The organism is Neorhizobium sp. LMR1-1-1.1 (assembly GCF_040675795.1).
In the GTDB taxonomy this organism is placed as follows: domain Bacteria; phylum Pseudomonadota; class Alphaproteobacteria; order Rhizobiales; family Rhizobiaceae; genus Neorhizobium; species Neorhizobium cellulosilyticum.
Genome location: NZ_JBEGHE010000036.1, coordinates 195,519 through 221,035 on the forward strand (window position 1 = coordinate 195,519; position 25,517 = coordinate 221,035).

Here is a 25,517-nt window from a genome sequence, read left to right on the forward strand (position 1 = left end):
GGGACAATGGCGACTTCTTCAATACAAGGAGCCGAGCTTTCCATGTCTGCAATCTACCTTTCACACGACATCCGGGCCACAGAAGCCCTCCAATCGATGCCCGCGATGCGCAAAGCCGCGTCGCTTTCGATATTGGCGCTGCTGGTACTCTTCTGCTTCGGAGGCATCAACAAGGCTTCCGCGGCAATCAACGGCGTTGCGGTGACCAGCGTCAACCTGCGCGCCGGGCCGAGCACGCGGTATCCGGTGGTGATGGTCATGCCGCAGAGTGCTTCGCTTGCCGTCTATGGCTGCACCGGAGACCGGTCGTGGTGCGATGTCAGCGGATCGGGCGCTCGCGGCTGGGTGGCGGCAAGCTATATCCAGGTCTTGTATAATGGCCGCCCGACCGTGCTGACCGCATCGATCGCGCCGGTCGTCGGCATCGCCACGGTCGCCTTCAGCGTCGCCTATTGGGATGCGCATTACCATTCGCAGCCCTGGCAGGGGCATTGGGACCGCTATTATGTCGGCGGTGGATCGCGTTCGGTCGTGGCCGGCTGCGGAGACCGCGGCTGTGGCGCGGCAGCCGTGACGCGCGGACCTTACGGCGGTGCGAGGGCTGCGGCCGGCGGGTGCAATGATGGAAATTGCGGCGGCGCTGCCGTCACCAGAGGCCCGAATGGCGGCGGACGGGCGGCTGTCGGCGGCTGCGGTCCGGAAAAATGCGGCGGCGCATCGGTGACGCGCGGGCCGCTCGGCAACACGCGAATTCGTCACGGCTCATTCGACCAACCGTAACACGATAGAGCGGCTCCGTCTTTCCGTGAAAGGCGAAACCGCTCTATCGATTTTTTTCAACGCAATTCCGGACGCAAAACCGGTTCCCACTTTTGCTGGAATTGCTCATAGCCCGGCTGCCGAACACCAGCCGGGCTATGTGATCTTCTTATCCGTGCGCGAGATCGAAGACGTGGTGATGGATATGTCCGTCGAACATTTCCAGCAGGCCCTTGGTCATCTCGCGGCTTTCATAGCGAACCGGAGAGTCCAGTGCGGCGGCAAGCGCCTCGCGGCTGTCATAGGCGGTCCAAAGCACCATCGGAAAGGGCGGAGCGCCCTCGTCGCGTTCGACGGCGTACAGGACCTTGACCTCTCGGATGCCGGGGAAAGCCAGCCACATCGGCATCAGCTTTTCCGCGACATAGACCTTGAAGGCGCCTTCCTTGCCAGCATGGATCGAGCCTTCGAAAAATGCCTGACGGATGATCATCGCTGGCTATCCTCAGTTGACGGTGGTCGGCGGCTTTTCGCCGGCGAAGTAGGCAGCAAGGTTTTTCAGGACCATTTCGCCCATGCCCATGCGGGTTTCATGCGTCGCGCTGCCGACATGCGGCAGAAGCACGGTGTTCGGCGCGGTGAAGAATTCCTCGCGGATGTTCGGCTCGTTGACGAAGACGTCGAGGCCGGCACCGGCGATCTTGCCGGCGGTCAGGGCGGCAAGCAGCGCGTCTTCATCGACCACCGTGCCGCGGGCGATGTTGATGAGATAGCCGTTCGGGCCAAGCGCTTCGAGCATCTCGGCATTGACGATGTTGAAGGTCTCGGAATTGGCGGAGATGACGACGCAAAGGACGTCGCTGTCGCGGGCGAGATCGAGCGGCGAAGCACAGGCCTTCCAGCTCGTGTCCTTGACCGGCGAACGGTTCCAGTAGCGAACATCCATGCCGAAGGCTTCAGCCTTGCGTCCAACGGCCTTGCCGATCTGGCCGAGGCCGAGAATGCCGAGCTTCTTGCCCTTGGGGCTGGTGGCGAGCGGGAAACCGCCCTTCTTCCAGTTGCCGCTGCGCACATAAGCATCGCCGGCAACGACCTGGCGGAGAGTAGCGAGGATAAGGGCGATGCCGACATCGGCGACATCATCGGTCAACACGCCGAGCGTAGTCGCAACATCGATATTTCGCTCGCGGGCGAATTTCAGGTCGATCTTATCAGTGCCGACGCCGTTGACGGCGACAACGCCGAGGTTCGGCAGCTTTTCGATCCACTCCTTGGAAATGCCGCCGCCGCCGCCGGTTGCAGCCGCACGGATGCGCGGCAGCGCTTCCTCGATCGACTGTTTCTGGCTTGGGTCATAGGCGCGATGCACGGTGTAGAGCGCATCGAGCTGTTCCTCGATCGGCTTCATCATCTGTTCGAGAAGCAGGAGGTCCGGTTTCATCTGCAGTATCCTTATCGATTTTGGATCAGGCGATCTGGCCGAGGAAGTTCTTCAGACGCTCGTTCTTCGGGTTTTCGAAGAACGTATCCGGCGGCCCCATTTCCAGAATTTCACCGCGATCCATAAAGATCACCCGGTCGGCCACCTGACGCGCGAATCCCATCTCGTGGGTTACGCAGAGCATGGTCATGCCTTCCTTGGCAAGGTCGATCATCGTATCGAGCACTTCCTTGACCATTTCCGGATCGAGTGCGGAGGTCGGCTCGTCGAACAGCATGATCTTCGGGTTCATGCAGAGCGCGCGGGCAATCGCCACACGCTGCTGCTGGCCACCGGAAAGCTGCGCCGGGTATTTTTCGGCCTGTTCGGGAATGCGGACACGCTCAAGGAATCGACGCGCCGTCTTCTCGGCTTCGGCCTTGGAAATGCCGCGTACCTTCATCGGCGCGAGCGTGCAGTTTTCGAGCACGGTCATATGCGGAAAGAGGTTGAAGCTCTGGAAAACCATGCCGGTTTCCTGGCGCACCAGATCGACATTCTTGCCACCGGCGGTCAGGTCGTGACCATCGACGACGATGCGGCCCTGCTGGATGATTTCCAGCTGGTTGATACAGCGGATCAGCGTCGACTTGCCCGAGCCGGACGGCCCGCAGATGACGATGCGCTCACCGCGATTGACCTCGAGGTTGATGTCCTTGAGGGCGTGGTAGGCGCCATACCACTTGTTGACGCCTTCCATATGCACGGCCAGATCGGAAGTCCCGCGCACGGCCGCCGCTGTTGCGTTCGCTTTTGCCTCGGTCATGCGAGGAACTCCTTCAGTCTTAAATTACTTCTTGGCGACGAAATCCGGCAGCGGCGAACCGAGCCACTTTTCGTGGATCTTGTTCAACTCGCCATCCGCCTTGGCCTTTTCGACGAAAGCGTTGACAGCGGTCAACAATTCGGCCGAACCCTTGCGAGCGGCGATACCCTGAACCTGCTGGCTGAGCTGCAGTTTCTGGTCGAAACGACCCGGAGCTGCCTGCTCGATCTGGGTGGCGACGACGTTGGAAACGCCGATCAGTTCGACCTGACCGGACAGCAGTGCCTGAACGGCGCTGGCATCGTCATCGAAACGCTGGATCTTGGCGTCCTTCGGAGCGACCTTGGTGACGGCCGTATCCTGCGTGGATGCACGGGCGACGCCGATCGTCTTGCCCGACAGGTCTTCCGGCTTGGAAACCTTGGTGTCGGAAGCGCCGAAGACGCCGATCGAGATGCCGGCATAGGGCTGCGAGAAGTCGACATTCTTGGCGCGTTCTTCGGTGATGCCAAGCGACGCGACGAGCAGGTCGACCTGATTGCTCTGCAGGTAGGGAATGCGGTTCGGGCCAGTGACCGGAACGATCTGGACCTTGACGCCCCATTCGGCGCCGAGCAGCTTGGCCACGTCGGCATCATAGCCGTCCGGCTGGTTCGACGTGTTCATGATGCCGAATGGCGGGAAGTCGACCATCATGCCGATCTTGATCGTACCGGCCGACTTGATGGTTTCGACCGTCTGTGCCGATGCGAATGAAGCGGTTGCACCGATGACCAGTGCGGCACCGATGCCGGCCATTGCCATGCGTCTCGAAATGCTCATGTTCCTACCCTTTCTTGTCCACCGGCATCCTCCCGCCGGCAAAGGACCGGTCAACGCGTTGTCGACCGGGAAAACTTCACTTCCATGCGACGTGCGAGCAGCGACAGCGGCCAGCACAGGATGAAATAGACTGCAGCCACGGTGCCGAACACCATGAACGGGCTGAATGTCGCATTGTTGATGATCTGGCCCTGACGCGTGAGCTCGGTGAAACCGATGATCGCGGCAAGCGATGTGCCCTTTATCAGCTGCACCAGAAAACCGACCGTCGGGGCAATCGCAATCCGGCTTGCCTGCGGCAGGATGATGTAGCGCATGCGGTTGAAGTAACGCAGGCCAAGGGCGGTAGCCGCCTCACGCTGGCCGGGCGGGATCGCCTCGATGCAGCCGCGCCAGATTTCACCCAGAAACGCGCTGGCATGCAGGGTCAGCGCGACGGCCGCCGCGATCCACGGATTGATGGCAAAGCCCATAATGTTCATGCCGAAGAACACCAGGAAGAGCTGCATCAAGAGCGGCGTGCCCTGGAAGACGCGGATGAAACCGGTGGCAAGCAGCCGCGGCCATTTCGCATCGGAGACGCGGGCAAGCGCGATCAGCAGACCACCGACGCCACCGCCGGCAAAGGCGATTGCGGAAAGCGCAATCGTCCACTGCGCTGCCATGACGATGATCCAGAACTCGTTGATGCCAAAAGGTCTGATAAGCATGATCCGGCCCTCCTCAGCGGCTCAACGGATATCTGAAGGCGGCCTTTTCGATCATCGAGAAGACCGCGGAAAACCCGATCGACATGATGAGATACATGGCCGTGATGATGATATAGACCTCGAAGCTGGCGAAGGTCGCCGACTGCAGGTCATTGCCGGCAGCAGCCAGATCATCGGCGGAGATCGCGGAGACCACGCTGGAGGTCAGCATCAGATAGATGAATTGGCTGGTCAGCGCCGGGTAAACCGTCCGGAGCGCCGGCTTCATGATGATGTAGCGAAAGATCTGCAGCTTGGAGAGGCCGAGCGCGGTACCTGCCTCGACCTGGCCCCTCTGGATCGACTCGATGCCGGCGCGGATGATTTCCGTGCCGTATGCACCGAAATTCACCACCAGCGCAACGAGCGCCGCGCTGTTGGGCGACAGCCGGATGCCGAGCGACGGCAGGCCGAAGAAGATGAAGAAGATCTGCACCAGGAAGGGCGTGTTGCGGATGATCTCGATATAGGCATCGATGACCCAGCGCAGCGGCGCAACCCGCGACGTCTTGCCTGCAGCACAGAGGATCGACAGGATCAGGCCGATCACCATCGCGGCGCAGGACAGCTGCACCGTTACCCAGGCGCCGAGCAGGAGCTTGTCAAAACCCGCCAATACGGGCTCGAAATTGAAAGTGTACAAGGGCTCCTCCGCGCTCGTATGCCGCACCTCCATGCGACGATTTAGATCGATCTAAATCAGTTGTCCGACAACGTCAACCCGATTCTTGCTGTCTTCCCAAGCTGCTTCCACGCCAAATGGCGCTTGATTGGCGAATATGCAGCTGCGGTGCCTTCACGAGTTTGCGAGGCGCCAGATCCGGCTGGGCCAATCGATCCAGAAGCAGCTTTGCAGCTCCTTCCCCGATCGCTTCGGGAAAGGTTGCAACGGATGTCAGGCGCGGGCGCATTGCCTCGGCATCCGCGACATCGTCAAAACCCACCAGCGAGAAATCGCGACCAATGCTGATGCCGAGATCGTAGAGCCCGGCAGAGAGGCCGAGAGCGACGACATCGTTAAAGCAGACGACTGCGCTCGATCGACGCGAACCTTCGGTAAACAATCCGGCGGCCTCCGCGATTGCGGCAATCTGGTGCGGCACGCGGATGACATTTTCGGGGTCGAGCCCACGCGCCTGCATTGCGTCACGAAAGCCGTCGACCCGCTCCTGGTAGGCCGAATGAACCGGACCATGCAGGGCGAAAGCGATATCCCGATGCCCGAGTTCCGCCAGATGATCCACCGCCTGGCGCATGCCAAAAGCATAATCGACACCGGCATAATCGCAATCGTCGGTAACGCGGCGCAGGACCTGGACGAGTGGCAGGTCCCACTCGACCATCTTCTCGACCAGCGACATCTCCGTTTCAGCGGCCGGGCAGAGGATAATGCCATCAACGCCGTGTTCGCGCATGCGCGTCAGCAATGTTTCCTGACGGGCGACGAGGTCTCCGCTATTGACCAGGATCACCACCATGCCGGCTGAATCGATGACCCGATCAATGCCCGCCAGCAATTCGGTGAAGAACGGATTGACGAGGTTTGGAATGACGACGCCGATCGTCAGGCTGCGATCGGCCCTGAGCCTTGCCGCGCCCATATTGTAGACATAACCAAGCTCCTGCATCACCGCCTCGACCTTGGCGCGGGTCTCGGTACTGACCAGCGGGCTCTTGCGGATGACGAGCGACGCTGTTGCGCGCGAGACGCTGGCATGACGGGCAACATCCAGCAGCGTGACGCGATTTTTCTTTCGGCCTTCGGATAACATGGCTGTGCATCGTCCTCCCGAGCCGAAGCAGTATTGCGCCTATAGATTGATCGCTATCAATCCTCGGTCAATCCTTCGGCGAGCACGAAAATCGATTACCCTCAGTTTCCGACAGTGTATCCTATCGCTCCAGAGCGACCGTCTTGATGACCGCAAAGATGGATTTGTCGACGGCAAGCTGCAGCCGCTCCACCGAGAGCGTGGTGATGCGGGCAAGCACGATATCGTCGCCTGAGCGGATGTGGATACGCGCCATTCCCTCGCCATCCGGCTCGATCGAAGACACATGTCCTTCGATGATATTGAGCGCGCTCAGGCCTTCCGGGCGGATCGTCGCGACCATCACATCCCGTTCGGGAATATGAATGCGCACGTTCTGGCCGGCGACAAGCCTTGCGGTCGGCACAGTCATGCTGGCCGCCGAAAGATTGACCGTTGAAAGGCCGTGCGCAGTATCCGCCATCTGAACTGTGCCGGACAGTACCGCACCGGCTTCCCGTCGGTCGGTGGATGGCAGTGAGAGAATTTCGGATGGTGTACCGGTTGCTTCGACCCGGCCATCCTTCATCATCACCACCTTATGGGCGAGCTGCGCCACCTCGGCAACCGAATGACTGACATAGACGATTGGCGTTGCCGTCTCGTCGCGCAGGCGCTGCAGATAAGGGAGGATTTCGGCCTTGCGGGCTTCGTCGAGTGCGGCAAGCGGTTCGTCCATCAACAGTAGGCGCGGCGCTGACAGCAGGGCACGGCCGATTGCCACGCGCTGCTTTTCGCCACCGGACAGGCCACCGGGCCGCCGCTCCAGCAGCGCATCGATGCCAAGCATGTCGATGATCCGGTCGAACTCGGCCGATTGTGCATTCTTTGGCGCGAACCAGCGGCCATAGGTGAGGTTCTGGCGGACCGAGAGATGCGGGAAAAGTCGACCTTCCTGAAAGACGTAGCCGAAGCGCCGCCTGTGCGTGGGCACGAAAATGCGTTTTTCCGTATCGACCAGCACTTCGCCATCGATCACCAGCTGACCATGATCGGGTTTCGAAAGACCTGCAATGATCCGGACCATGGACGTCTTGCCGGACCCCGAACGGCCGAACAGCGCGGTGACCCCGCCTTCGGATGAAAAGCCGGCATCGAGCGAGAAGGCCCCGAGTTTTTGTCTTGCTTCGACGAGAAGGGTCATTGCGGGCTCACCCTCTTTCCAACGACATGAGCAAGCAGTTCCGAGGCGAGCAATGCGGCAAAGGAGATGACGATCGCAACGATGGTGAGGCGCATGGCGCCGAGATCGCCGCCCGGCACCTGGGTGAAGGTGTAGATGGCGGCCGACAGCGTCTGCGTCTCGCCCGGAATGTTGGAGACGAAGGTGATCGTTGCGCCGAACTCGCCCATCGCCTTTGCAAATGCGAGGATCATGCCGGCAATGATACCGGGCAGGATCAGCGGCAACGTGACGGTCAAGAACACCCAGGCAGGGCTTGCACCAAGCGTTCCGGCGGCCTCCTCTAGCTTGCGATCGACGCTCTCGATCGACAGGCGGATGGAGCGCACCATCAGCGGAAACCCCATAACGCCGCAGGCAAGCGCAGCCCCCGTCCAGCGGAAGGAAAGAACGATGCCGAGATATTCGTTGAGGAAAGAGCCGATAACGCCGCGGCGGCCGAAAAGCACGAGCAGGATGAAACCGGTAACGACAGGCGGCAGGATCAGCGGCAGATGGACGATGCCGTTGAGGATCGACTTGCCCCAGAATTTTCCCCGCGCCAGTAGATAGGCGGTAACGATGCCGAAGGGCAGACTGACGATCATGGCGATGCCGGAGACCCAGAGACTGAGCCTGATCGCCACCCATTCCTCATCGCTCAATATCAGCCAGTCCAACGATCCACTCCGCATGAAAACGGCCTCCGCTGAAGCGGAAGCCGCCATTTCCTGTTGTTCAAGACGTTACTTCAGAACCGTAAAACCTTCCTTCTCGAAGAAGGGGGCGGCCTTGGAGGACTTCAGATAGTCGAGGTAGGCACTAGCATCCGGCGCCTTGGATTCGGACAGGATAGCGATCGGGTAGATGATCGGAGCATGGCTTTCTTCCGGGAAGGTGCCGACGACGGCAACGCCCGGATCGGCAGCGGCATCGGTTGCGTAGACGATGCCGTAGGGCGCCTCGCCGCGGGAGACGAGTGCGAGTGCGGCGCGCACGCTTTCGGCACCGGCAACGCTTTTTTCGACCGATGCCCAGGTGCCGAGCTTTTCAAGCGCGGCCTTGCCGTATTTGCCCGCCGGAACGCTGTCCGGTGCGCCCATGGCAAGCTTGCCGCCGGCGAGAAGACCCGCGAGATCAAAGCCCTGTTTGATATCGACCGGCTTGGCATTTTCCTTCGGTGCGACCAGCACGATGCGGTTGCCGAGCCAGTTGGACTTGGTGTCTTCCTTCACCAGCTTCTTGTCGGAAACATATTTCATCCAGTCGAGGTCGGCCGAGATGAAGATGTCTGCCGGCGCGCCGCTTTCGATCTGTTTTGCAAGCGCCGAACTTGCCGCATAGGAGGCAGTCACTTCCTTAGCGGTTTCAGCGCTCCAGGCCTTGTTGGCTGCGTCGAGCGCGTTTTTCATGCTGGCGGCGGCAAATACGGTGACTTTTTCCTGCGCGGAGGCAGGTGTCATGGCCGATGCCATGACAGTGAAGGTCATTGCGGCCGCAACTACGGCTTTATTGATCCAGCGACGGTCAACGATTTTCATTGTCAGGCTCCCTCAATCATCGAAATATTCCGGCAAATATATCGAGACGCACCACCTTGGCCAGCGTTATATTTATCCGGATATAATGATTTTTCACGGAGCACTTTTGTCGATCGTCACGCAAGCAGCAATCCAGGCTCGGCGGGGGAGCGTAAATATCGCTGGAGGAGGTCGAGACATCCTCCTCCACGAGGCGACGCTCAATCGTTCCATTCGATCCGGTTGAGGAAAATGCTTTCGTTCGGCGTCGGCGTAAAGGAGACCTGTTCGGCGGCGCCGTAGACAACGGAGGCCTGATAGAGCGGGATGATGAGGTTTTCCGCATTCACCTTCTCATGCACCTTTTTGTAGGCGGCCAGTCGCTCTTCCTGCGACAGCGACTTGCGGGCTAGATCGAGCGCTGCATCGATCTCGGCATCCTTGATGCTCGACCAGCCGCTCGACGAATGCAGCAGCGGATAGAGAATTCCGTCGGCATCCTGGCATCCGCAGCTCCAACGACTGAAGGCGATTGCGGGGATGACGCCAGGCCCACCCTGCATCTGCTTCAGCCAGTTGGGCATGTCGGTCATCTCGATCTCGATCTTCATGCCGGCATCGCTGAGCATCTGCTGGATCGCCTGCACGACGCGCTGGTCATAGACCGGCGAAGTCAAGAGCTTGATGGGTGTGTCTGCGCCGGGCGTGGAAGAGATGATCTCCTTTGCCTTGGCCGCATCGAAAGGCAGCGCCTCGATGCCTTCGACCCAGCCCATATGGGCGGGTGAGGCGATTTCCGGGACCGGCTTTTCTCCGGTCGCCAGGATGCCCTCGGCAATGCCGACCTTGTCGATCGCCATGGCGATCGCCTCGCGAACTGCAGGCTTGTCGAGCGGCGCCTTGGTGACATTCATGCCTAGATAGGCGACACGCTCGGTATTGCCAACCAGGGCCTTGCCCTTGCCCGACGACTGGATCTGCGCAACGAGGTCGCCGTTCAGATAGGTCGCACGATCACTCGCACCAGCCTGCAGATTGGCAACGCGGGTCGCGGCATCCGGCACGGCGCGGAAGACGGCTTTCGGGAAGGCGCCCTTGTCACCCCAATAGCTCTCATTGCGCGCGAGCGTCACCTCGACGCCGCGCTGCCATTTTTCGAACTTGTACGGGCCGGAGCCTACAGGGCTGAGATTGAAGGCGTCCTTGCCTACTTTCTCGACTACGGCCTTCGGCACGATCGACAGTTTGACCAACTGGGCGAAGAGGGGCGGATACGGACCGTTGGTGGTCAGCGTCATCGTCGTCGGATCGTCAGCGACCGCATCGGTGATCTGGTTGAACTGTCCGAGTTGGGGGCTGGCGAAGGCGGGATCGGTGATGCGCTTCACCGAGAAGGCGACATCTTCGGCTGTCAGCTTAGTCCCATCATGGAAGGTGACGTCATCGCGGATCTTGAAGCGGATCTGTGTGTCGGAAAGATAATCCCAGCTGGTGGCAATCTGCGGGACGATCTTGCCCTCGTCATCACGCGTGACGAGGTTGTCGAAGACGTTGCGATAGACGTTGTAGCTGTCCGGATTCCACTGGACATGCGGGTCAAGCGACGACGGCTCGCCCGGCAGATCAATGACAAAAAGATCCTTAGAGGCGTAAGCCTGTAACGGTAATGCAATGCTGGTTGCGGCGAAAATGATGCCAGCGAGAATATGCCTGTGTGATCGCATGAGTTGTTCCCCTTATCAGCGAAAATCAGTTCTCGAAACGCCTTAGCTTGAACTGCTGACCGGCGCAGGTCATGCAACTTTATTCTAATTCTGAGATGTCAATTAAAATAAATGACATTTCATAAACTCATGTTGACATCTTAAATTTCGCTATGCAATCCTGAAAGTCGAGGTGAACAGCCTGATGCCAGAAAGCCGGAATAGTTGAAGGTTAGAGGGTATGGCCACACGGTCGGCTCCGGCTCCAGGAATCTGCTTTGACAAGTTTCGTGAATCTGACGATGAAGGGATCAGAGGACGGCCATTTCGGCTGCCAGAATAACGAATTGAGATACCAGAATGCTTGATAGTGATGCCTATTCGTCGCCGGTGCCCGGTCTGGGCAAAGGTCTCTCTGCCGAACAGACGCTGCGCAGCGCAATCGTGCATTGCGTATTGAAGCCCGGCGAAGTGCTTTCGGAGGCCCGGCTTTGCGATGAGTTCGCCATCGGCCGCGGTGCGGTGCGCATGGCCCTGCAGCGCCTTCAGGCGAGCGGCCTTGTGACGGCGGCACCCAGAAGCGGCTGGCAGGTCGCCCCGGTTTCTGCCGGCGAGATTCGCGAAATCGTTGCCGGGCGGCGGCATCTGGAAGCCATTCTGGCGGAGGTGAAACTGACCGAGGCGGACCAGGCACATGTAGCGAAGCTGTGCGACATGTATGCGGCCCTTCACGGACGCAGCGACCCGTCTCTCGATCTGCAGGGAACGCTGCGGCGCGCTGAACGCGACCTGCTTTCACTGCTGGCAACACGGCTCAACATGCCGACGGTGAGCGGCTGGCTTTTCGACCTGTGGGATCGTTCGGCGCGGCTCGTCACATTCTTCGAGGCACGCAGCACGGCAAAGCTTAAGGGAGCTGACCGTGCGGCACTTGGAGCCTGCCTGCTTGCCGGCGACAGCGAAGGCGTCAAAGCGCATTTCGCCGCCGCGACCGACCTGCTGGAAGCCTATCTTGCAGCACGCTTTCTTGAATCTTCGGCCATCCTTAACGAACCGGTCACCCGCCGCAAGCGGGCCGCAAGGACCAAGGCCGAGACCAATGAATTTCAACCGAACCAGGAACGAACAAGGACGAACTGACAATGCCAGGTTTGAGACGTATTACTTCGGCACTTCTGCTTGCCGCCGCTCTGGGCGGAGCAACTTTCCTTAGCGGCCCCGCGAGCGCCAAGGACATGTTCGTCGTCGATCTGGTGAACGAGCCATCCTCGCTCGATCCGCAGAAGCAGTGGAACCCCGACAGCTATTACGTCTACCGCAACGTCTTCGACAACCTGATCACTCGCGACGATGCGGGAAAGATCGCACCGCAGATCGCAACAAGCTGGGAATACAAGTCTCCCTCCGAAGTCGTCTTCAAGCTGCGCAGCGACGTGAAGTTTCATGACGGCGAGAAACTGACCGCCGAGGATGTCGCCTTCTCGGTCACGCGGATCATCGATCCGGCCTTCAAGAGCCCGCAGCTCAGCCAGTTCAACAAGATCAAGTCGGCTGCGGTGACAGGCGAGAACGAGGTCACGATCACGACCGACGGGCCTTATCCGGTTCTGCTCGCTCAGTTGGTAAAGCTGTCGATCGTACCGAAACATGTGGTCGAGAAAATCGGCGACGACGCCTTCAATGCGGCACCCGTCGGCTCCGGCCCCTACAAGTTCGACCGCTGGGACCGCGGCTCGCTGGTCGCACTTTCCCGCAATGCCGATTACTGGGGCGATAAGGGACCGTTCGAAAAGGCCGAATTTCGCGCAGTTCCCGATGCCGCAACGCGCCTTGCCGATCTCCAGGCCGGCAATGCAGATCTGATCGTGACACTCGATGCCGACCAGGCAAAGCAGCTGGAAGGCAGTGGTTCGGCCAAGGTGCTGAGTGCGCTGACGGAGCGTATCGCCTATCTGAAGCTCAACCCGACAATCGCGCCACTCGACAACCCGAAAGTCCGCCAGGCTGTCGCCATGGCGATCGACAAGCAGGGCATTGTCGAAGGCCTGCTTGGCGGCTTCGACAAGCCGGCAAGCCAGATGGCGAACGATACCTATTTCGGTTTCGTGCCTAACCTGAAGAACGTGGAATTCGACCCGGAAGGCGCCAAGAAGATCGTCGAGGAGACAGGCGCCGGCAAGACCAAGCTTTCGTTTGCGACCTCGCCTGTCTTCGACCAGCGTATCGTACAGGCGCTCGCCCAGATGCTTTCCGATGTCGGCTTTAATGTCGAGATCCAGCTGACCGACATGGCCGCGTATCTGAAGCGTGCCCAGAGCGAACCGGCGCAGCAGGCGAATTTCGCCTTCGGCCGCTGGTCCTGCGCCTGCCAGGATGTCGACGGCGTGCTCTTCCCGCTTCTGCATTCCTCAAGCTCGTGGTCGTCGCTGCGGGATCCGAAGATCGATGCGCTGCTTGTCGCCGCCCGCAATACGCTCGATGACAAGGAACGCCAGCAGGCCTATGACGGCGTCGCCAAGTTTGTCGCCGACGACGTGCCGATGGTACCGCTCTACGAAGCTGCCGTTCTTTACGGCGGAGCCAAAAACCTTGAATGGCAGCCGACCGCCAACGAAAGCATGTTCCTGAACCGTATGTCCTGGAACGACTGATGGAAGCCGGCAGCGATCTGCAATCGTCGGATTGCTGCCCTCCCAACCAGCGGAAAAGCAAGTGCCGATCTTCTTTGCCAAGCGCCTTTTTCAAGCGCTGATCGCCATCTTCGGCGTGATGACCCTGATTTTCTTCCTGCAGCGGCTGGCTGGCGACCCGGTTCTGCTGCTGGTGCCGATGGATGCCTCGCAGGCGGATGTCGACCGGATGAGGATCGCGCTTGGCTTCGACCGGCCGGTCGCCATCCAGTATCTCGAATATATCGGCAACCTCATGTTCTTCGATCTCGGGCGCAGCTACGTGCAGAACATCCCGGTCGCCGAACTGATCTGGACCCGTGTGCCCTATACGCTGATGCTGGCCGCCGGCGCGCTGGTGGTGGCCTTCGGGATCGGCATTCCGGTCGGCATCACGCTGGCGATCCGTCGCGGCAGGCCGATCGCGCGGCTGCTTTCCGCCCTCGTGCTTGCCGGACAATCCATGCCGACCTTCTGGAGCGCCATCCTGATGATCATGGTCTTCGGCGTCTGGCTCGGCTGGGCACCGCCATCGGGTGCGCGTGAACTGTCGAGCATCGTCATGCCTTCGATCGCGCTCGGCCTTTTGTCGATGGCGACGTTCGCTCGCGTTGCAAGGACGGCCGTGCTCGACGAACTGGAGAAGGATTATGTGCGAACCGGCCACGCCAAGGGCCTGCCGATGCGCCGCATCATCTTCCGCCACCTGTTGCGCAATGCATCGATCCCGGTCGTGACGGTCTCGGCGCTGGAGATCGCCAATCTTCTGGCCGGTGCGGTCATTGTCGAGACGGTGTTTGCCTGGCCGGGGCTTGGACAATTGACCATACAGGCGATCACCGCCCGCGACTTCATGGTCGTGCAGGGTGTGGTTATGCTCGGCGCGATCACGGCCATCGGCCTCAATCTCGTTGCCGACCTGCTTTACAGCCTGATCGATCCGCGCATCCGCATGGGAGCCGGCTCATGAGTGCGCAACCACAATCTGTCGCGCCCACCAAACCGGCACGGTCCTCCAATATACCCTGGGCTGCCCTGCCCTTCCTCATAATCATCACAGCCATGGTGCTGCTCGCGCTCGCCGCACCGCTGGTGGCGCCGGTCGATCCGAACACGCAGAACCTTCTTGCCCGGCTGAAGGCACCCGGCACTGTCTCGCGCGGCGTCACCTATATTCTCGGATCGGACGAACTCGGGCGCGATGTCCTGAGCCGGCTGATCTACGGCGCACGGATTTCGCTGTTCGTCGCCTTTTCTTCGGTCCTCCTGTCCGGCACGCTCGGCAGCATATTGGGCATGATCGCCGCCTTTTATCGCGGCTGGGTCGAGATCGTCATCATGCGGCTGGTCGATATCGTGCTGTCGGTACCGGCGATCCTGTTTGCTATCATCACCGTTGCGGTGATGGGGCCGGGCCTCGTCAACGTGGTCATCGTGCTGGCGCTGACCCGCTGGCCGCGTTATGCGCGCGTCGCCTATGGCCAGACGCTTTCGGTCGCCAACATGCCCTATGTGCGGCTGTCGCATTTCATGGGCGCAAGCTGGTTGCGGTTGCTCGGCCGGCATGTGCTGCCGAATATTGCAGGCTCGCTTGCGGTCGTCGCGACGCTCGAATTCGGCCTGATGGTGCTTTTCGAAGCGGGGCTTTCCTTCCTCGGCCTCGGCGTTCAGCCGCCGACGGCAAGCTGGGGGGCGATGCTTTCGACCGGCCGCAACTATGTGGCAACGGCCTGGTGGATCGCCACCTTCCCCGGGCTTGCCCTCTTCCTTCTCGTTTTATCGATCAACCTGATCGGCGACCACGTGCGTGACCGCCTCGATCCGAAAGCAAGGTAATCCCGACATGGATTTCAAGAATGAATTTGCCGGCAAGAAGGTCATCGTAACAGGTGCCTGTGGCATCATCGGCGGCTGGATAACCAAGGCCTTCGCGGAGGCTGGCGCGCAGCTCTGCCTCACCGACCACCGCGCCGAAGCGCTGGCAGCAACCGTCGGCATCTACGGAGATCAGGCTTTCGGTATCACGACGAACCTGATGAGTTCGCCCGACATGGACCGTTTCGCCGCCGAGATTGCCAAACGATGGGGTGCGCCGGATATTCTCGTCAACAATGCCGGCATCTATCCCTCGGGCTTTCTGCTCGACATGGATATCGACGATTTCGACGCAATCATGGGCGTGAACCTCAGGGCGCCGTTCTATCTGTCGAAACTGTTTGCCCGGCAGATGGTCGGCAAGGGCGTGAAGGGATCGATCGTCAACATTTCCTCAGGTGCCGCCCGCAAGATGCGGCGCACCGCCGTAACCTATTCGACCTCCAAGACCGCACTCGATCGGCTGACAAAGGGATTTGCCATCGAGCTTGCTGAATACGGTATTCGCGTGAACATCGTCGAGCCGGGTTTTGCGGCCGGCAGCAGCGTCAGCGCCCTGAGCAAGGAACATATCAAGACAGTGACCGACGCCATTCCGCTCGGCCGTGCATCAAGCAGCGACGACGTGTCGAATGCCGTGTTGTTCCTGTCGTCTTCCGCCGCGTCCTACATCACCGGCGCGACGCTGGCAGTCGATGGCGGCAATTCGATCGGATCGCTCGCCGTCTATCAGGACAAGAAGAAAGCCCTCTAGGCCGACGAGGACGCAATGTCAGATGAGAAGCCGGATCCGGCTGCCCCACTTTCCGCCTTCCCTGCCTATCAATGGCCGGAGGGAAAGCAGTCCGCGGTGCTTTTGTCGGTCGATGTCGATGCCAACTCGCCGTTTTTGTGGTCGCAGGGGGATAATGCGCCGGAACGGCTCGGCACCCACGAGATCCGCAATTTCGGCCCACGCACCGGGCTATGGCGGCTGGTCGAACTTTTCGCCCGGTTCGGCTTCAAGGCGAGTTTCTACGTGCCGGGCCATGTCGCCGAACAGCATCCGGACATGCTGCCGGCCCTGCTGGATGCCGGGCACGAGATTGGCCTGCACGGATATTTCCACGAGATCGTCTCGGAAATTTCCGATGAAGAGTTTACCGGCGCGATCGAGGCGAGCCTCGAACTGTTCGTCAAGCAGACAGGCAAGCGCCCGACAGGCTTTCGCTCGCCCGCCTGGGAGATGACGCCGCATATGCTGTCCGAGGTCAGGCGGCTGGGGCTCAGCTATGACAGCTCGCTTTCCGGTTTCGACCATCCTTATGAGATCGAGGGCGTGACGGAAATCCCGGTTCAATGGGCCGTCGATGACGCTATATTCTTCAAATTCGAAGGTGGCGGGCGGGATCGCTTTCCGATGCAGTCAGGCCGGATGGTGCTGGAGGACTGGAAATCGGAGTGGCGCACCTTGCACCGTTTCGGCGGTCTCTTCACTCTGACCGTGCATGACTGGATTTCCGGTCGCGCCCAGCGCATCGCACTGCTCGAAGATCTTCTGCAGGAGATTGCGGCCGAGCCGGCGGCCTGGGTGGCCACCGCAGACGAGATCGCCCGTTTTCATCAGGGCTCTGCCAATCAAAAACGCTTCGCCGTCGAGGCGAGAATACCGCAGCCGATCGGCGCGCGGCGATTTGGAAAAAACGCATGACCGAGAGCTGGACCATCCGCAAGGGCGAGACACGCAGCCGCAACGGGCTGGTTGCCTGCCAGAACCGACTTGCAGCCGAAGCAGGCGCCGCCGTGCTTTCGCGCGGGGGCAACGCCGTCGATGCGGCTGTCGTGACGACACTCGTGCTGAGTATCGTCGAACCCTGGCTTTCCGGCATCGGTGGCGGTGGTTTCATGCTACGGGCGGATGGCACTACAGGCGTTGTAGACACGCTCGATTTCAACGTGATCTCGGCGCAGAACCTTGATACGGAAGATTATCCGCTGACTGCCGGTCGCGACGGCGACTGGTTCAACTGGCCATCGATCGTCGGCGACCGAAATCTCATCGGTTATTCCTCGATCTGCACGCCAGGCGCCATTGCGGGACTGGCGGAAGCGCTGGAGAAATTCGGGACGCTTACATGGGAAGAGGCTCTGCAGCCGGCGATCGAGCATGCGCGCCGCGGAACCAGGCTCGATTGGTTTACCGTTCTGGCGCTGGCGATAGATGCTGCAGGCTTGTCGCGTTTCCACGCATCGTCAGAAATATTCCTTGTCGATGGCCGTCCGCCTCGTGCGCCCGAGCGCGGCGTCGACGCCTTTCTGCCTATGCCGGTAAAGGCTGTAACGCTGGAGCGGCTGGCAAAGGCCGGGGCGCGCGACTTCTATGAGGGTGAGACGGCCCGCAAGATCGTTACCGATCTTCAGGATGGCGGATCGCGCATTGGTGCCGAGGATCTGGCAAGCTACCGTCCTCGCTGGCTCGAGCCGCTGAAACACGGTTATCGCGGCCTCGACATCTATGCCATGGGCGGCCTGTCCGGCGGGCCGACGATGATCGACGCAATCAGCGAACTCGACAAGACATTGCCGACGGAAGACCCCTTGTCCGGCAAGAGCGCGCTCGCCTTCGCGCGGGCGCTGCGCCGGGCATCGGAATATCGCCTGCATAGCCTTGGCCATGCCGGTGGTGGGAGCTGCACCACCCATGTCAGCGTCGTCGATTCCACAGGTACGATGGTGTCGCTCACCAATACGCTGCTTTCCCGTTTCGGCTCGAAAGTGGTGCTGCCGCAGACCGGGTTCCTGATGAATAACGGCATGATGTGGTTCGATCCGCGAAAAGGACAGCCGAATTCGATCGCACCGGGTGTGCGACCGCTCGCCAACATGTGCCCGATCATCGCCACCCTCGACGGCAGGCCCTATATGGCACTTGGTGCCGCGGGCGGACGCCAGATCATGCCTGCCGTGGTGCAGCTTCTATCCTATGTGGCATGTTTCGGACTGTCGCTGGAAGACGCTTTCATGAGCCCGCGCATCGACGCGAGCGGGGTGACGATCATGGTCGACCGCCGGGCGCGGGCCGATGTCGCGAACCGGCTGTCGGGCGAATTTCCCGTCGAGATCGTCGAGGACACGCTCTATCCCGTCAATTTCGCCATCCCCTCCGCCGTGATGCGCAATGGCGATGAATTCGTCGCTATGGCGCATCCGAACCACCCATGGGCCGCAACGGCCGAGGAGGTGCGATGAGCGGACCAGTCCTCAACGTCAGCGATCTTTCGGTCTCGATCCGCGGCAATACGGTGGTCGATGGTGTCTCGCTTGCGATCGGTGCAGGAGAGATCCTGTCGCTGGTCGGAGAATCCGGCTGCGGCAAATCGATGACGGCCTTTGCCGTGATGGGGCTGCTTCCCAAGGTGGCGAAGATCGACAGGGGCAGAGTGGACCTCGGCGGCTCCGATCTTGTCAGTATCAGCGAGGAACGGCGACGGCTGCGGCGCGGCGCGGAGCTGGCGATGATCTTCCAGGAACCGGTCGCCTCGCTCAATCCGCTGATGCCGATCGGCAGGCAGATCGAGGAAAGCCTGATCATCCATCGCGGCGTCTCGTCCCGTGAGGCCAAGGCCGCCGCCATCGACATGCTGGCGGAGGTCGGCATTCCCGAGCCGCAGCTGCGGTACCGGCAATATCCGTTCGAGCTTTCCGGCGGCATGTGCCAGCGCGCGATGATCGCCATGGCGCTGATCTGTCGACCGAAACTCCTGATCGCCGACGAGCCGACGACCGCGCTCGACGTGACGATCCAGGCGCAGATCCTCGAACTGATGAAACGGCTGAGGGACGAGACCGACACGGCCATTCTGCTGATCACCCACGACATGGGTGTGGTCGCGGATATGGCAGACCGTGTTGCGGTGATGTATTCCGGCCGGATCGTCGAGGAGGCACCGGTCGAGACGATCTTTGCCAGCCAGCGCCACCCCTATACGCGCCTTCTTCTTTCCACCATTCCCCGGCTCGACGGGCAGGCAAAGACCGAACTGCCGGTCATCGAGGGCACGGTGCCCGATATCGGCTCATGGCCGGCCGGATGCCGTTTCAATCCACGCTGTCCGGTGGCCGGCGACAGGTGTCTGAGCGAAATGCCGGCACTTGCGCCAAGGCCCGACACCGGCCGCGCCGCCTGCTGGCACAGCGATCGCGTGGAGGCGCTTATCTGATGGCACCTCTTCTCTCGGTTCGTGGACTGAAGGTCCATTTCCCAATCAGCAAAGGCTTCTGGGGCCGCGATATCCGTCATGTGAAGGCCGTGGACGGTATCGATTTCGATATCGCGCCCGGCGAAAGCATGGCGCTGGTCGGCGAAAGCGGATGTGGAAAATCGACGCTCGGTGCGGCCGTCCTTGGAATGCAGATCCCGACCGCCGGCACGATCTCCTTTGCCGGCGAGGAGGTCAGGCATGGAGAACGCCAGACCCGTATCCGGCTTTCCCGCGATATCCAGACCGTTTTTCAGGATCCGGTTTCGGCGCTCAACCCGAAAATGTCAGTCGGCGACAGCATTGCCGAACCGCTGGCTATCCATGGCGTGGGCGATGCGAAGTCGCGGGCCGAGCGGGTAGCCGAACTGCTTTCGCTTGTCGGCCTGCATCCGCAGCATGCAGAGCGGCGGCCAAACGCATTTTCCGGCGGCCAGCGCCAGCGCATCGTCATCGCACGGGCATTGGCGCTGCAGCCGAAACTGCTCATTCTCGACGAGCCGGTTTCGGCACTCGACGTGTCGATCCGCTCGCAGATCCTCAACCTGCTTCTCGACCTGCAGAGGCGCTTCTGCCTCTCCTACCTGTTCATCAGCCACGATCTTTCGGTCGTGCGTCACTTCGCCGATCGCGTGGCGGTCATGTATCTGGGAAAACTGGTTGAGACCGGGCCTACGGAAGCGGTTTTCGCGCGGCCGGTTCACCCGTATACCGAGGCGCTTCTTTCTGCCGTACCGCTGCCCGATCCGATCGCGCAACGCGCCCGCAGAAGGATAATTCTGACGGGCGACCTGCCGAGCCCGGCCAATCCGCCGGTCGGATGCTCTTTCGTCACCCGCTGTCCGCTGGCCGAAGAGATCTGCCGACGCGAGCCGCCGCCGCTCGTCAAGGTTGGTATGCAGGAGCAGGCGGCATGCCATGTGCGCGCGTCCCGGCTCAATGATGAAGAGTATTTTGCATGACAGACGAACTGAAGATCACACCAGTCAATGCCGAGAACGCACCGCAATCCCTGCATCGGCGCTATTCGCAGGCGGTCGATCTATCCGGCCACAGCAGGCTGCTGTTCATCAGCGGGCAGATACCGGCAGACAAGGACGGCAAGGTGCCTGCAGGCTTCGAAGAGCAGGCAAGGCTTTGCTGGGCCAATGTCATTGCCCAGCTCGAAGCCGCAGGAATGGGCCTGTCTAACCTGGTCAAGGTCACGACCTTCCTCAAGCGTTATGAAGACCGCGATATCAATGCAAAGGTGCGCTTCGAGGTGATGGGCGAGCATCTTGTCGCTCTCTCGACGATCATCACGGATGTCTACGACCCGGACTGGCTGCTTGAGATCGAGGCAATCGCCGCCGCTTAAGGTTAGGCTACAATCCTACGCAGAGGCTTGTGCAATTTAAGGCCAGTTCGGCGGGACTGGCCGCGGCCGATCAGGCCGACCCTCATGGAGCCGAGGCCAGTAAACCATCCGATCTGCCGCCCCCCGGTCCTGATGTTCTGGCCGGCACCTTATCGAGCCTGCGGACCGATTTGAAACTTTCGTCGGTGCGAAGATCCGGCATGCTGTGCATGGTTTCGATAAAACGCTGCGCGACCGGCTGAAGTGAACGGTCCTCCTTGCGGATAATGCCCACCCGGCGATTGAACCAGGGAGCATCCACGAGCTTGTAGGCAAGACCTGTCATATTCCCTGCCTCGACGGCGGAGGTCGGCAGAATGGCGACGCCGACCCCTGCCCGCACCATGCTCAGCGCCGTCGACATGTAGTTGGCTTCCATGACGACGCTCACCTCGCAGCCTTCACGCTCCATCGAACGCTCGAAAAGCACCCGGACGGTGCTGTTTTTTCGCGTCAGCACCAGCGGATAGGAGGCAAAGTCACTGATCTGCAGAACCGGCGCAGCATTGGCCAGCGGGTGGTCGACAGGAAAGAACGCACAGAGGCTATCGGACACATAATCCTCGACCTTGATCGTCCGGTCGGAACTGATGCGCGTGCCAATGCCGAAATCGACTTCTTCGGCTTTTACCAGCTTGATAATATCTTCACCGACGACATCCCAGACATTGATCTCGATGCCGGGGTTCTGATCGCGGAAAACCATGATCGCACGCGGCAGGAAACTTGCCGCAACCGATGGCAGGGCGGCGATCTTGACTATACCCCTGCGCGCATATGTGAGGTCGGTTGCCGCGAGCAGGATCTCGTCCATGTTCATGGCGAGGCGTTCCATCAGCGGCAGGATGTTGCGCCCGGCCGGTGTCAGCTCGACGCGCCGCTTGTTGCGGTCGAATAGCTTGATGCCCAGCTGTTCCTCGAGTTGATTGATCTGCACCGTCAATGTCGGCTGGGAGACGTTCAGTTCCTGGGCCGCGCGGGTGAATTTCAAATGATGGACAAGTGCGAGAAAGGCGCGCACCTGGCGGGAGCTGGGAGGAAGTGCCATGGGAACCGGGCTCTTTCGCATAGACGTTTCATTTCGATCGCCTGAGGGCTGGTATTGCGAAATGCCGTCCGCCGAGGCGGGGGATCGAAATAATGGCTAAAGCATCGAGAGCAGGGGGAGATTGATCATTGTCATGAAACAGGAACAAATCTCACTGCGTCCTTATCCGGCGCAGACAGAAAGGGTCGCGGCAATGCAATGCCGCGGCCCTTGTTCAATTTCAGCCCTTGATAAACGCCAGCAGATCGGCGTTCAGGACGTCGGCGTTGACGGTGAGCATACCGTGCGAGAAGCCGGGATAGGTCTTGATCTGGCCGTTCTTCAAAAGCTTGATCGACTTCAGTGCCGCATCAGCGATCGGAACGATCTGGTCGTCTTCGCCATGCAGGACGAGCGTCGGTACGGTGATCGCCTTCAGGTCTTCCGTCTGGTCCGTCTCGGAGAAGGCCTTGATGCCGTCGTAATGTGCCTTTGCGCCGCCCATCATGCCCTGACGCCACCAATTCTGGATCACACCTTCCTGAACCTTGGCGCCGTCACGGTTGAAGCCATAGAACGGGCCGGCCGGAACATCGCGGAAGAACTGCGCGCGGTTGGCGGCAAGTGCAGAACGGAAACCGTCAAAAACTTCCATCGGCAGGCCTTCCGGATTGCTGTCGGTCTTCAGCATCAGCGGCGGGACGGCAGAGACGAGAACCGCCTTGGCGACACGGCCGGCCTTCTGGCCGTGCTTGGCCACATAACGGGCAACTTCGCCGCCGCCGGTAGAATGGCCGATATGGACCGCATTCTTCAGATCCAGATGCTCGGCGACGGCAAATGCGTCGGCTGCATAATGGTCCATGTCGTGACCTTCGGAGACCTGGGCAGAACGGCCATGGCCACGGCGGTCATGGGCGACGACGCGATAGCCCTTGGAGAGGAAGAACAGCATCTGCGCATCCCAGTCGTCCGACGACAGCGGCCAGCCATGATGGAAAACGATCGGCTGGGCGTCCTTCGGGCCCCAGTCCTTGTAGAAGATTTCGACGCCGTCCTTGGTGGTTACATAAGCCATGGTCTTGTTTCCTTCTGTGGGGTGCTTGGTGGATGCAGCATTGGCTGCAAGGGGGAACGAGGTTGGAATTGCGAGAGTTGCAGCAACGGCAGCTCCAGAGAGCAGAGCGCCGCGGCGAGTGAGGGGGAGGATCGTGTTGGTCATCTTGAACTCCGGGGGTGTCCGTGTGGTTTTGAAAGCCAAGGTATGCGTGTCTGATGCACCGAATATTGTCGAAAAATATTGCAGCCAACAATTGCATCAATAATTTCGAATTAATTGCGATTTTTGAAATTATCAGAGGCGGCGGACACCGCCTCTCCGTCGCTGCTCAAGCCGTACCGGGCCGGTTGATTGTCAGGAAGTGACGCACGACGGGCTTTTCCGGGCCGCTGTGATAAGCGAGCACTTTCCCCTGCAGATCGGCATCGGCATTCGAGACCCGCTTGTGCTGGCGCAGATGCTCGGCCCAGGATTCGACCATGAACCATTCCACCAGTTTTTCCGGATCACCGCTGTCTTCGGTCACACCCCATCCATAGGCACCATCGCGGCGGCGCTCCTGGGAAAGTTCGTCGAGAGCATGCAGGAAGGCGGTACGGTGGTGCTTTTCGACATGGTATTCGATGAGGATCAGCACAGGGCCGCGGTCATGGGCGACGGGTTCCGCAACAAGCGGCTCGGGCCAGTGGTTGGAGGGGATCATGTCAGCATCGCCAGTCGGCAGTTTCAGGCGGTGCATGATCACGCCGGCGACGAGCAATCCGGCAGCGCCGATCAGCAGCGTTCCCTGAATGCCGGCAGCTTCAGCGACCGCACCCCAGCCAAGACTGCCTGCCGTCATCGCGCCGTTAAAGACGGTAAGGTAGACGGCAAGTCCGCGGCCACGCACCCAGTTGGGCAGGATGGATTGGGCAGCACCATTGAGTGTGGTGAGAGCCGTGATCCAGGCGGCGCCAAGGAAAAGAAGAACGACGATGGCGAGCCATTTCGGAGGGGCGAGTGCAAGCGCCCCCATGACCAGAGCGGTGATGATCGCCGCACCGAGCAGAAGACCGTCGGCATCGAGACGCTGACGAAGCTTTGGCATGATCAGCGCACCGCCGATGGCACCGGCACCGACCGCACCAAGCAGGATACCGTAGAAGCCTGCATCACCACCAAGCAATTGGCGGGCAACGAGCGGCAGGAGCGCCCAGACGGCACTGGCGAAGGCGAAGAAGATTGCAGCACGGGCGAGCACGACATGCAGCGGACGGCTGGCACGGGTGTAACGAAGGCCGGCACGGAATGCGCCGAAGAAACCTTCTGCAAGTGCATCATTGGCGTTCTTTGCCCGCGGCCACCAGACGAGAGCGGCGATGACAACGATATAGCTCGCAACGTCCGCACCATAGGTGACACCTGCCCCGAAGGCGGCAAGCAGGAGACCACCGGCAGCCGGGCCGATCGACCGGGCGATATTGATGCCGAGCGAATTCAATGCCACGGCGCTTTTGACATCCTGACGCGGCACAAGCTCCGGAACGATTGCCTGCCATGTCGGCCCCATCAACGCGGCGCCGATGCCGCCGACGAAGGTGAGAGCGATCAGCGAGCTGATCGACAGAAGGCCAGTATGGGCGAGCGCCATCAGCGTAAGGCTGACCGATGCCAGCAGGATCTGCACCGCGATGAGGAACTTGCGGCGATCGAGAATGTCGGTGAGCACGCCCGCCGGGATGGCGAGCAGGAAGATCGGCAGCGTACCTGCCGCCTGAACCATGGCAACCGCGGCCGGCGAAGCGGAAAGATCCGTCATCAGCCAGGAGCTTGCGACATCACGCATGAAGCTGCCGGTATTGCCGAGAACCGTTGCCGCCCAGAGGACTGCGAAGACCGGTTGGGCGAGCGGGGCAAAGCTGCCTCCGCCAGATTTGGAGGGTGCGGCGCTCATTTGCCTTGTCCTTTGGTAAGATCGATTGCGGCAACGATGACGAAAGCGCCAGCGAGGCCGAGATGTTCGAAGAAGGCATTGGTCGCCATCATGCGATCCATGCCGGGTGCCATTTCCCAGAAGCGAAGGGCAATAAAGGTTGCGAGAAGCGTGAAGCCCGACAGCGCAAGCGCGCCTGCCCAGCGCAGGAAGCCGGACACGACCATGGCGGAGGCCGTCAGTTCGAAGGCGATGACGGCAACGGCGAAGAAGCCGGCAGGATGCAGACCGAAATGCTCCATTTCGGCCAGAGCGCCGTTGAAATCGAAGATCTTGGTCAGCGGGCCCTGGATATAGGCAGCGCAGAGCGCCAGAAGTGCCACGGTGCGCGTCGCAGGGGCGGTTGCGACACGGGCGAGCACGGTGCCCGGGCGTGTTGCGGCTGGAGAATGATCGGTCATGTCTGCTCCTCTTAAGGTTTGGCCGGTCGAACCGAGCGGCGCTGTTGTCTGTTGATGGAGCGATATTGGCCGGAAAGATTGCCGCCAACAATTGCAGTAAACGTGTC

General features: G+C 60.6%; 26 protein-coding genes. 11 read left to right on the forward strand and 15 right to left on the reverse strand.

What is annotated here, in order from left to right:
- Positions 1-42 precede the first annotated feature (42 nt).
- On the forward strand, positions 43-780 hold the full coding sequence (locus MRBLMR1_RS21295) for an SH3 domain-containing protein (RefSeq protein ID WP_183685671.1): 738 nt from the start codon (positions 43-45) through the stop codon (positions 778-780).
- Positions 781-928: 148 nt separating this feature from the next.
- On the opposite strand, the gene MRBLMR1_RS21300 is transcribed toward MRBLMR1_RS21295, so the two are convergent.
- The 11 genes from MRBLMR1_RS21300 to MRBLMR1_RS21350 form a co-directional block, all read right to left on the reverse strand.
- Complete coding sequence (locus tag MRBLMR1_RS21300) at positions 929-1,252, reverse strand: EthD domain-containing protein (RefSeq protein ID WP_183685669.1); 324 nt, start codon at positions 1,250-1,252, stop codon at positions 929-931.
- 12 nt (positions 1,253-1,264) lie between these two features.
- On the reverse strand, positions 1,265-2,170 hold the full coding sequence (locus MRBLMR1_RS21305; protein ID WP_183685821.1) for a 2-hydroxyacid dehydrogenase: 906 nt from the start codon (positions 2,168-2,170) through the stop codon (positions 1,265-1,267).
- Between the two features lie 55 nt (positions 2,171-2,225).
- The gene (locus MRBLMR1_RS21310) at positions 2,226-3,005 is read right to left on the reverse strand and encodes an amino acid ABC transporter ATP-binding protein (protein ID WP_183685668.1); all 780 of its coding nucleotides are present in this window, start codon (positions 3,003-3,005) and stop codon (positions 2,226-2,228) included.
- Between the two features lie 24 nt (positions 3,006-3,029).
- The gene (locus MRBLMR1_RS21315) at positions 3,030-3,827 is read right to left on the reverse strand and encodes a transporter substrate-binding domain-containing protein (RefSeq protein WP_500066080.1); all 798 of its coding nucleotides are present in this window, start codon (positions 3,825-3,827) and stop codon (positions 3,030-3,032) included.
- 50 nt (positions 3,828-3,877) lie between these two features.
- Positions 3,878-4,537 (reverse strand): amino acid ABC transporter permease, encoded by a 660-nt coding sequence (locus MRBLMR1_RS21320; protein ID WP_148147037.1) that lies wholly within the window; start codon positions 4,535-4,537, stop codon positions 3,878-3,880.
- 13 nt (positions 4,538-4,550) lie between these two features.
- Complete coding sequence (locus MRBLMR1_RS21325; RefSeq protein ID WP_148147036.1) at positions 4,551-5,219, reverse strand: amino acid ABC transporter permease; 669 nt, start codon at positions 5,217-5,219, stop codon at positions 4,551-4,553.
- 73 nt (positions 5,220-5,292) lie between these two features.
- A complete protein-coding gene (locus MRBLMR1_RS21330; protein WP_206826732.1) occupies positions 5,293-6,348 on the reverse strand; it encodes a LacI family DNA-binding transcriptional regulator in 1,056 nt (351 codons plus the stop codon).
- Between the two features lie 121 nt (positions 6,349-6,469).
- Positions 6,470-7,531 (reverse strand): molybdenum ABC transporter ATP-binding protein, encoded by a 1,062-nt coding sequence (gene modC, locus MRBLMR1_RS21335; protein WP_500066083.1) that lies wholly within the window; start codon positions 7,529-7,531, stop codon positions 6,470-6,472.
- Complete coding sequence (modB, locus tag MRBLMR1_RS21340; protein WP_500066085.1) at positions 7,528-8,244, reverse strand: molybdate ABC transporter permease subunit; 717 nt, start codon at positions 8,242-8,244, stop codon at positions 7,528-7,530. Before modB ends, modC begins: the two co-directional genes overlap by 4 nt.
- A gap of 51 nt (positions 8,245-8,295) precedes the next feature.
- Positions 8,296-9,090 carry a molybdate ABC transporter substrate-binding protein gene (gene modA / locus MRBLMR1_RS21345; RefSeq protein ID WP_183685660.1) on the reverse strand — a complete coding sequence of 265 codons (795 nt, stop codon included), beginning with the start codon at positions 9,088-9,090 and terminating at the stop codon, positions 8,296-8,298.
- Between the two features lie 200 nt (positions 9,091-9,290).
- Positions 9,291-10,793 (reverse strand): ABC transporter substrate-binding protein, encoded by a 1,503-nt coding sequence (locus tag MRBLMR1_RS21350; protein ID WP_500066087.1) that lies wholly within the window; start codon positions 10,791-10,793, stop codon positions 9,291-9,293.
- Positions 10,794-11,132: 339 nt separating this feature from the next.
- Between MRBLMR1_RS21350 and MRBLMR1_RS21355 the strand changes: the two genes are divergently transcribed.
- The 10 genes from MRBLMR1_RS21355 (at position 11,133) to MRBLMR1_RS21400 (ending at position 20,911) form a co-directional block, all read left to right on the forward strand.
- Positions 11,133-11,912 carry a GntR family transcriptional regulator gene (locus MRBLMR1_RS21355; RefSeq protein WP_183685656.1) on the forward strand — a complete coding sequence of 260 codons (780 nt, stop codon included), beginning with the start codon at positions 11,133-11,135 and terminating at the stop codon, positions 11,910-11,912.
- 2 nt (positions 11,913-11,914) lie between these two features.
- Positions 11,915-13,423: an ABC transporter substrate-binding protein gene (locus MRBLMR1_RS21360; RefSeq protein WP_500066089.1), complete on the forward strand. Its 1,509-nt coding sequence runs from the start codon at positions 11,915-11,917 to the stop codon at positions 13,421-13,423.
- A gap of 61 nt (positions 13,424-13,484) precedes the next feature.
- A complete protein-coding gene (locus MRBLMR1_RS21365; RefSeq protein ID WP_148147025.1) occupies positions 13,485-14,411 on the forward strand; it encodes an ABC transporter permease in 927 nt (308 codons plus the stop codon).
- A complete protein-coding gene (locus MRBLMR1_RS21370; protein ID WP_183685652.1) occupies positions 14,408-15,277 on the forward strand; it encodes an ABC transporter permease in 870 nt (289 codons plus the stop codon). Before MRBLMR1_RS21365 ends, MRBLMR1_RS21370 begins: the two co-directional genes overlap by 4 nt.
- Before the next feature lie 7 nt (positions 15,278-15,284).
- Entirely contained in the window at positions 15,285-16,070 is a 786-nt protein-coding gene (locus tag MRBLMR1_RS21375; protein ID WP_183685650.1) for an SDR family oxidoreductase, read from the forward strand.
- Positions 16,071-16,085: 15 nt separating this feature from the next.
- A complete protein-coding gene (locus MRBLMR1_RS21380) occupies positions 16,086-17,006 on the forward strand; it encodes a polysaccharide deacetylase family protein (protein ID WP_183685649.1) in 921 nt (306 codons plus the stop codon).
- On the forward strand, positions 17,003-18,544 hold the full coding sequence (locus tag MRBLMR1_RS21385) for a gamma-glutamyltransferase (RefSeq protein ID WP_183685647.1): 1,542 nt from the start codon (positions 17,003-17,005) through the stop codon (positions 18,542-18,544). Before MRBLMR1_RS21380 ends, MRBLMR1_RS21385 begins: the two co-directional genes overlap by 4 nt.
- Positions 18,541-19,515: an ABC transporter ATP-binding protein gene (locus tag MRBLMR1_RS21390; RefSeq protein ID WP_183685645.1), complete on the forward strand. Its 975-nt coding sequence runs from the start codon at positions 18,541-18,543 to the stop codon at positions 19,513-19,515. The genes MRBLMR1_RS21385 and MRBLMR1_RS21390 overlap by 4 nt, the downstream gene beginning before the upstream one ends.
- Positions 19,512-20,516: an ABC transporter ATP-binding protein gene (locus MRBLMR1_RS21395; RefSeq protein ID WP_286194782.1), complete on the forward strand. Its 1,005-nt coding sequence runs from the start codon at positions 19,512-19,514 to the stop codon at positions 20,514-20,516. The genes MRBLMR1_RS21390 and MRBLMR1_RS21395 overlap by 4 nt, the downstream gene beginning before the upstream one ends.
- Positions 20,513-20,911 (forward strand): RidA family protein, encoded by a 399-nt coding sequence (locus MRBLMR1_RS21400; protein ID WP_183685641.1) that lies wholly within the window; start codon positions 20,513-20,515, stop codon positions 20,909-20,911. Before MRBLMR1_RS21395 ends, MRBLMR1_RS21400 begins: the two co-directional genes overlap by 4 nt.
- Before the next feature lie 82 nt (positions 20,912-20,993).
- On the opposite strand, the gene MRBLMR1_RS21405 is transcribed toward MRBLMR1_RS21400, so the two are convergent.
- From MRBLMR1_RS21405 to MRBLMR1_RS21420, 4 genes are all read right to left on the reverse strand, one after another.
- Entirely contained in the window at positions 20,994-21,998 is a 1,005-nt protein-coding gene (locus MRBLMR1_RS21405; RefSeq protein ID WP_500066093.1) for a LysR family transcriptional regulator, read from the reverse strand.
- Positions 21,999-22,218: 220 nt separating this feature from the next.
- Entirely contained in the window at positions 22,219-23,055 is an 837-nt protein-coding gene (locus tag MRBLMR1_RS21410; protein ID WP_183685820.1) for an alpha/beta fold hydrolase, read from the reverse strand.
- Between the two features lie 310 nt (positions 23,056-23,365).
- Positions 23,366-24,970 carry an MFS transporter gene (locus MRBLMR1_RS21415; RefSeq protein WP_183685637.1) on the reverse strand — a complete coding sequence of 535 codons (1,605 nt, stop codon included), beginning with the start codon at positions 24,968-24,970 and terminating at the stop codon, positions 23,366-23,368.
- On the reverse strand, positions 24,967-25,410 hold the full coding sequence (locus MRBLMR1_RS21420; RefSeq protein ID WP_500066096.1) for a DoxX family protein: 444 nt from the start codon (positions 25,408-25,410) through the stop codon (positions 24,967-24,969). The genes MRBLMR1_RS21415 and MRBLMR1_RS21420 overlap by 4 nt, the downstream gene beginning before the upstream one ends.
- Positions 25,411-25,517 lie beyond the last annotated feature (107 nt).

Coding starts and splice junctions, on each gene's coding strand:
- MRBLMR1_RS21295 (WP_183685671.1), top strand. CDS start 43: ATGTCTGCAATCTACCTTTCACACGACATCCGGGCCACAGAAGCCCTC.
- MRBLMR1_RS21300 (WP_183685669.1), bottom strand. CDS start 1,252: ATGATCATCCGTCAGGCATTTTTCGAAGGCTCGATCCATGCTGGCAAG.
- MRBLMR1_RS21305 (WP_183685821.1), bottom strand. CDS start 2,170: ATGATGAAGCCGATCGAGGAACAGCTCGATGCGCTCTACACCGTGCAT.
- MRBLMR1_RS21310 (WP_183685668.1), bottom strand. CDS start 3,005: ATGACCGAGGCAAAAGCGAACGCAACAGCGGCGGCCGTGCGCGGGACT.
- MRBLMR1_RS21315 (WP_500066080.1), bottom strand. CDS start 3,827: ATGAGCATTTCGAGACGCATGGCAATGGCCGGCATCGGTGCCGCACTG.
- MRBLMR1_RS21320 (WP_148147037.1), bottom strand. CDS start 4,537: ATGCTTATCAGACCTTTTGGCATCAACGAGTTCTGGATCATCGTCATG.
- MRBLMR1_RS21330 (WP_206826732.1), bottom strand. CDS start 6,348: ATGTTATCCGAAGGCCGAAAGAAAAATCGCGTCACGCTGCTGGATGTT.
- modC (WP_500066083.1), bottom strand. CDS start 7,531: ATGACCCTTCTCGTCGAAGCAAGACAAAAACTCGGGGCCTTCTCGCTC.
- modB (WP_500066085.1), bottom strand. CDS start 8,244: ATGCGGAGTGGATCGTTGGACTGGCTGATATTGAGCGATGAGGAATGG.
- modA (WP_183685660.1), bottom strand. CDS start 9,090: ATGAAAATCGTTGACCGTCGCTGGATCAATAAAGCCGTAGTTGCGGCC.
- MRBLMR1_RS21350 (WP_500066087.1), bottom strand. CDS start 10,793: ATGCGATCACACAGGCATATTCTCGCTGGCATCATTTTCGCCGCAACC.
- MRBLMR1_RS21355 (WP_183685656.1), top strand. CDS start 11,133: ATGCTTGATAGTGATGCCTATTCGTCGCCGGTGCCCGGTCTGGGCAAA.
- MRBLMR1_RS21360 (WP_500066089.1), top strand. CDS start 11,915: ATGCCAGGTTTGAGACGTATTACTTCGGCACTTCTGCTTGCCGCCGCT.
- MRBLMR1_RS21370 (WP_183685652.1), top strand. CDS start 14,408: ATGAGTGCGCAACCACAATCTGTCGCGCCCACCAAACCGGCACGGTCC.
- MRBLMR1_RS21375 (WP_183685650.1), top strand. CDS start 15,285: ATGGATTTCAAGAATGAATTTGCCGGCAAGAAGGTCATCGTAACAGGT.
- MRBLMR1_RS21380 (WP_183685649.1), top strand. CDS start 16,086: ATGTCAGATGAGAAGCCGGATCCGGCTGCCCCACTTTCCGCCTTCCCT.
- MRBLMR1_RS21385 (WP_183685647.1), top strand. CDS start 17,003: ATGACCGAGAGCTGGACCATCCGCAAGGGCGAGACACGCAGCCGCAAC.
- MRBLMR1_RS21390 (WP_183685645.1), top strand. CDS start 18,541: ATGAGCGGACCAGTCCTCAACGTCAGCGATCTTTCGGTCTCGATCCGC.
- MRBLMR1_RS21400 (WP_183685641.1), top strand. CDS start 20,513: ATGACAGACGAACTGAAGATCACACCAGTCAATGCCGAGAACGCACCG.
- MRBLMR1_RS21405 (WP_500066093.1), bottom strand. CDS start 21,998: ATGGCACTTCCTCCCAGCTCCCGCCAGGTGCGCGCCTTTCTCGCACTT.
- MRBLMR1_RS21410 (WP_183685820.1), bottom strand. CDS start 23,055: ATGGCTTATGTAACCACCAAGGACGGCGTCGAAATCTTCTACAAGGAC.
- MRBLMR1_RS21415 (WP_183685637.1), bottom strand. CDS start 24,970: ATGAGCGCCGCACCCTCCAAATCTGGCGGAGGCAGCTTTGCCCCGCTC.
- MRBLMR1_RS21420 (WP_500066096.1), bottom strand. CDS start 25,410: ATGACCGATCATTCTCCAGCCGCAACACGCCCGGGCACCGTGCTCGCC.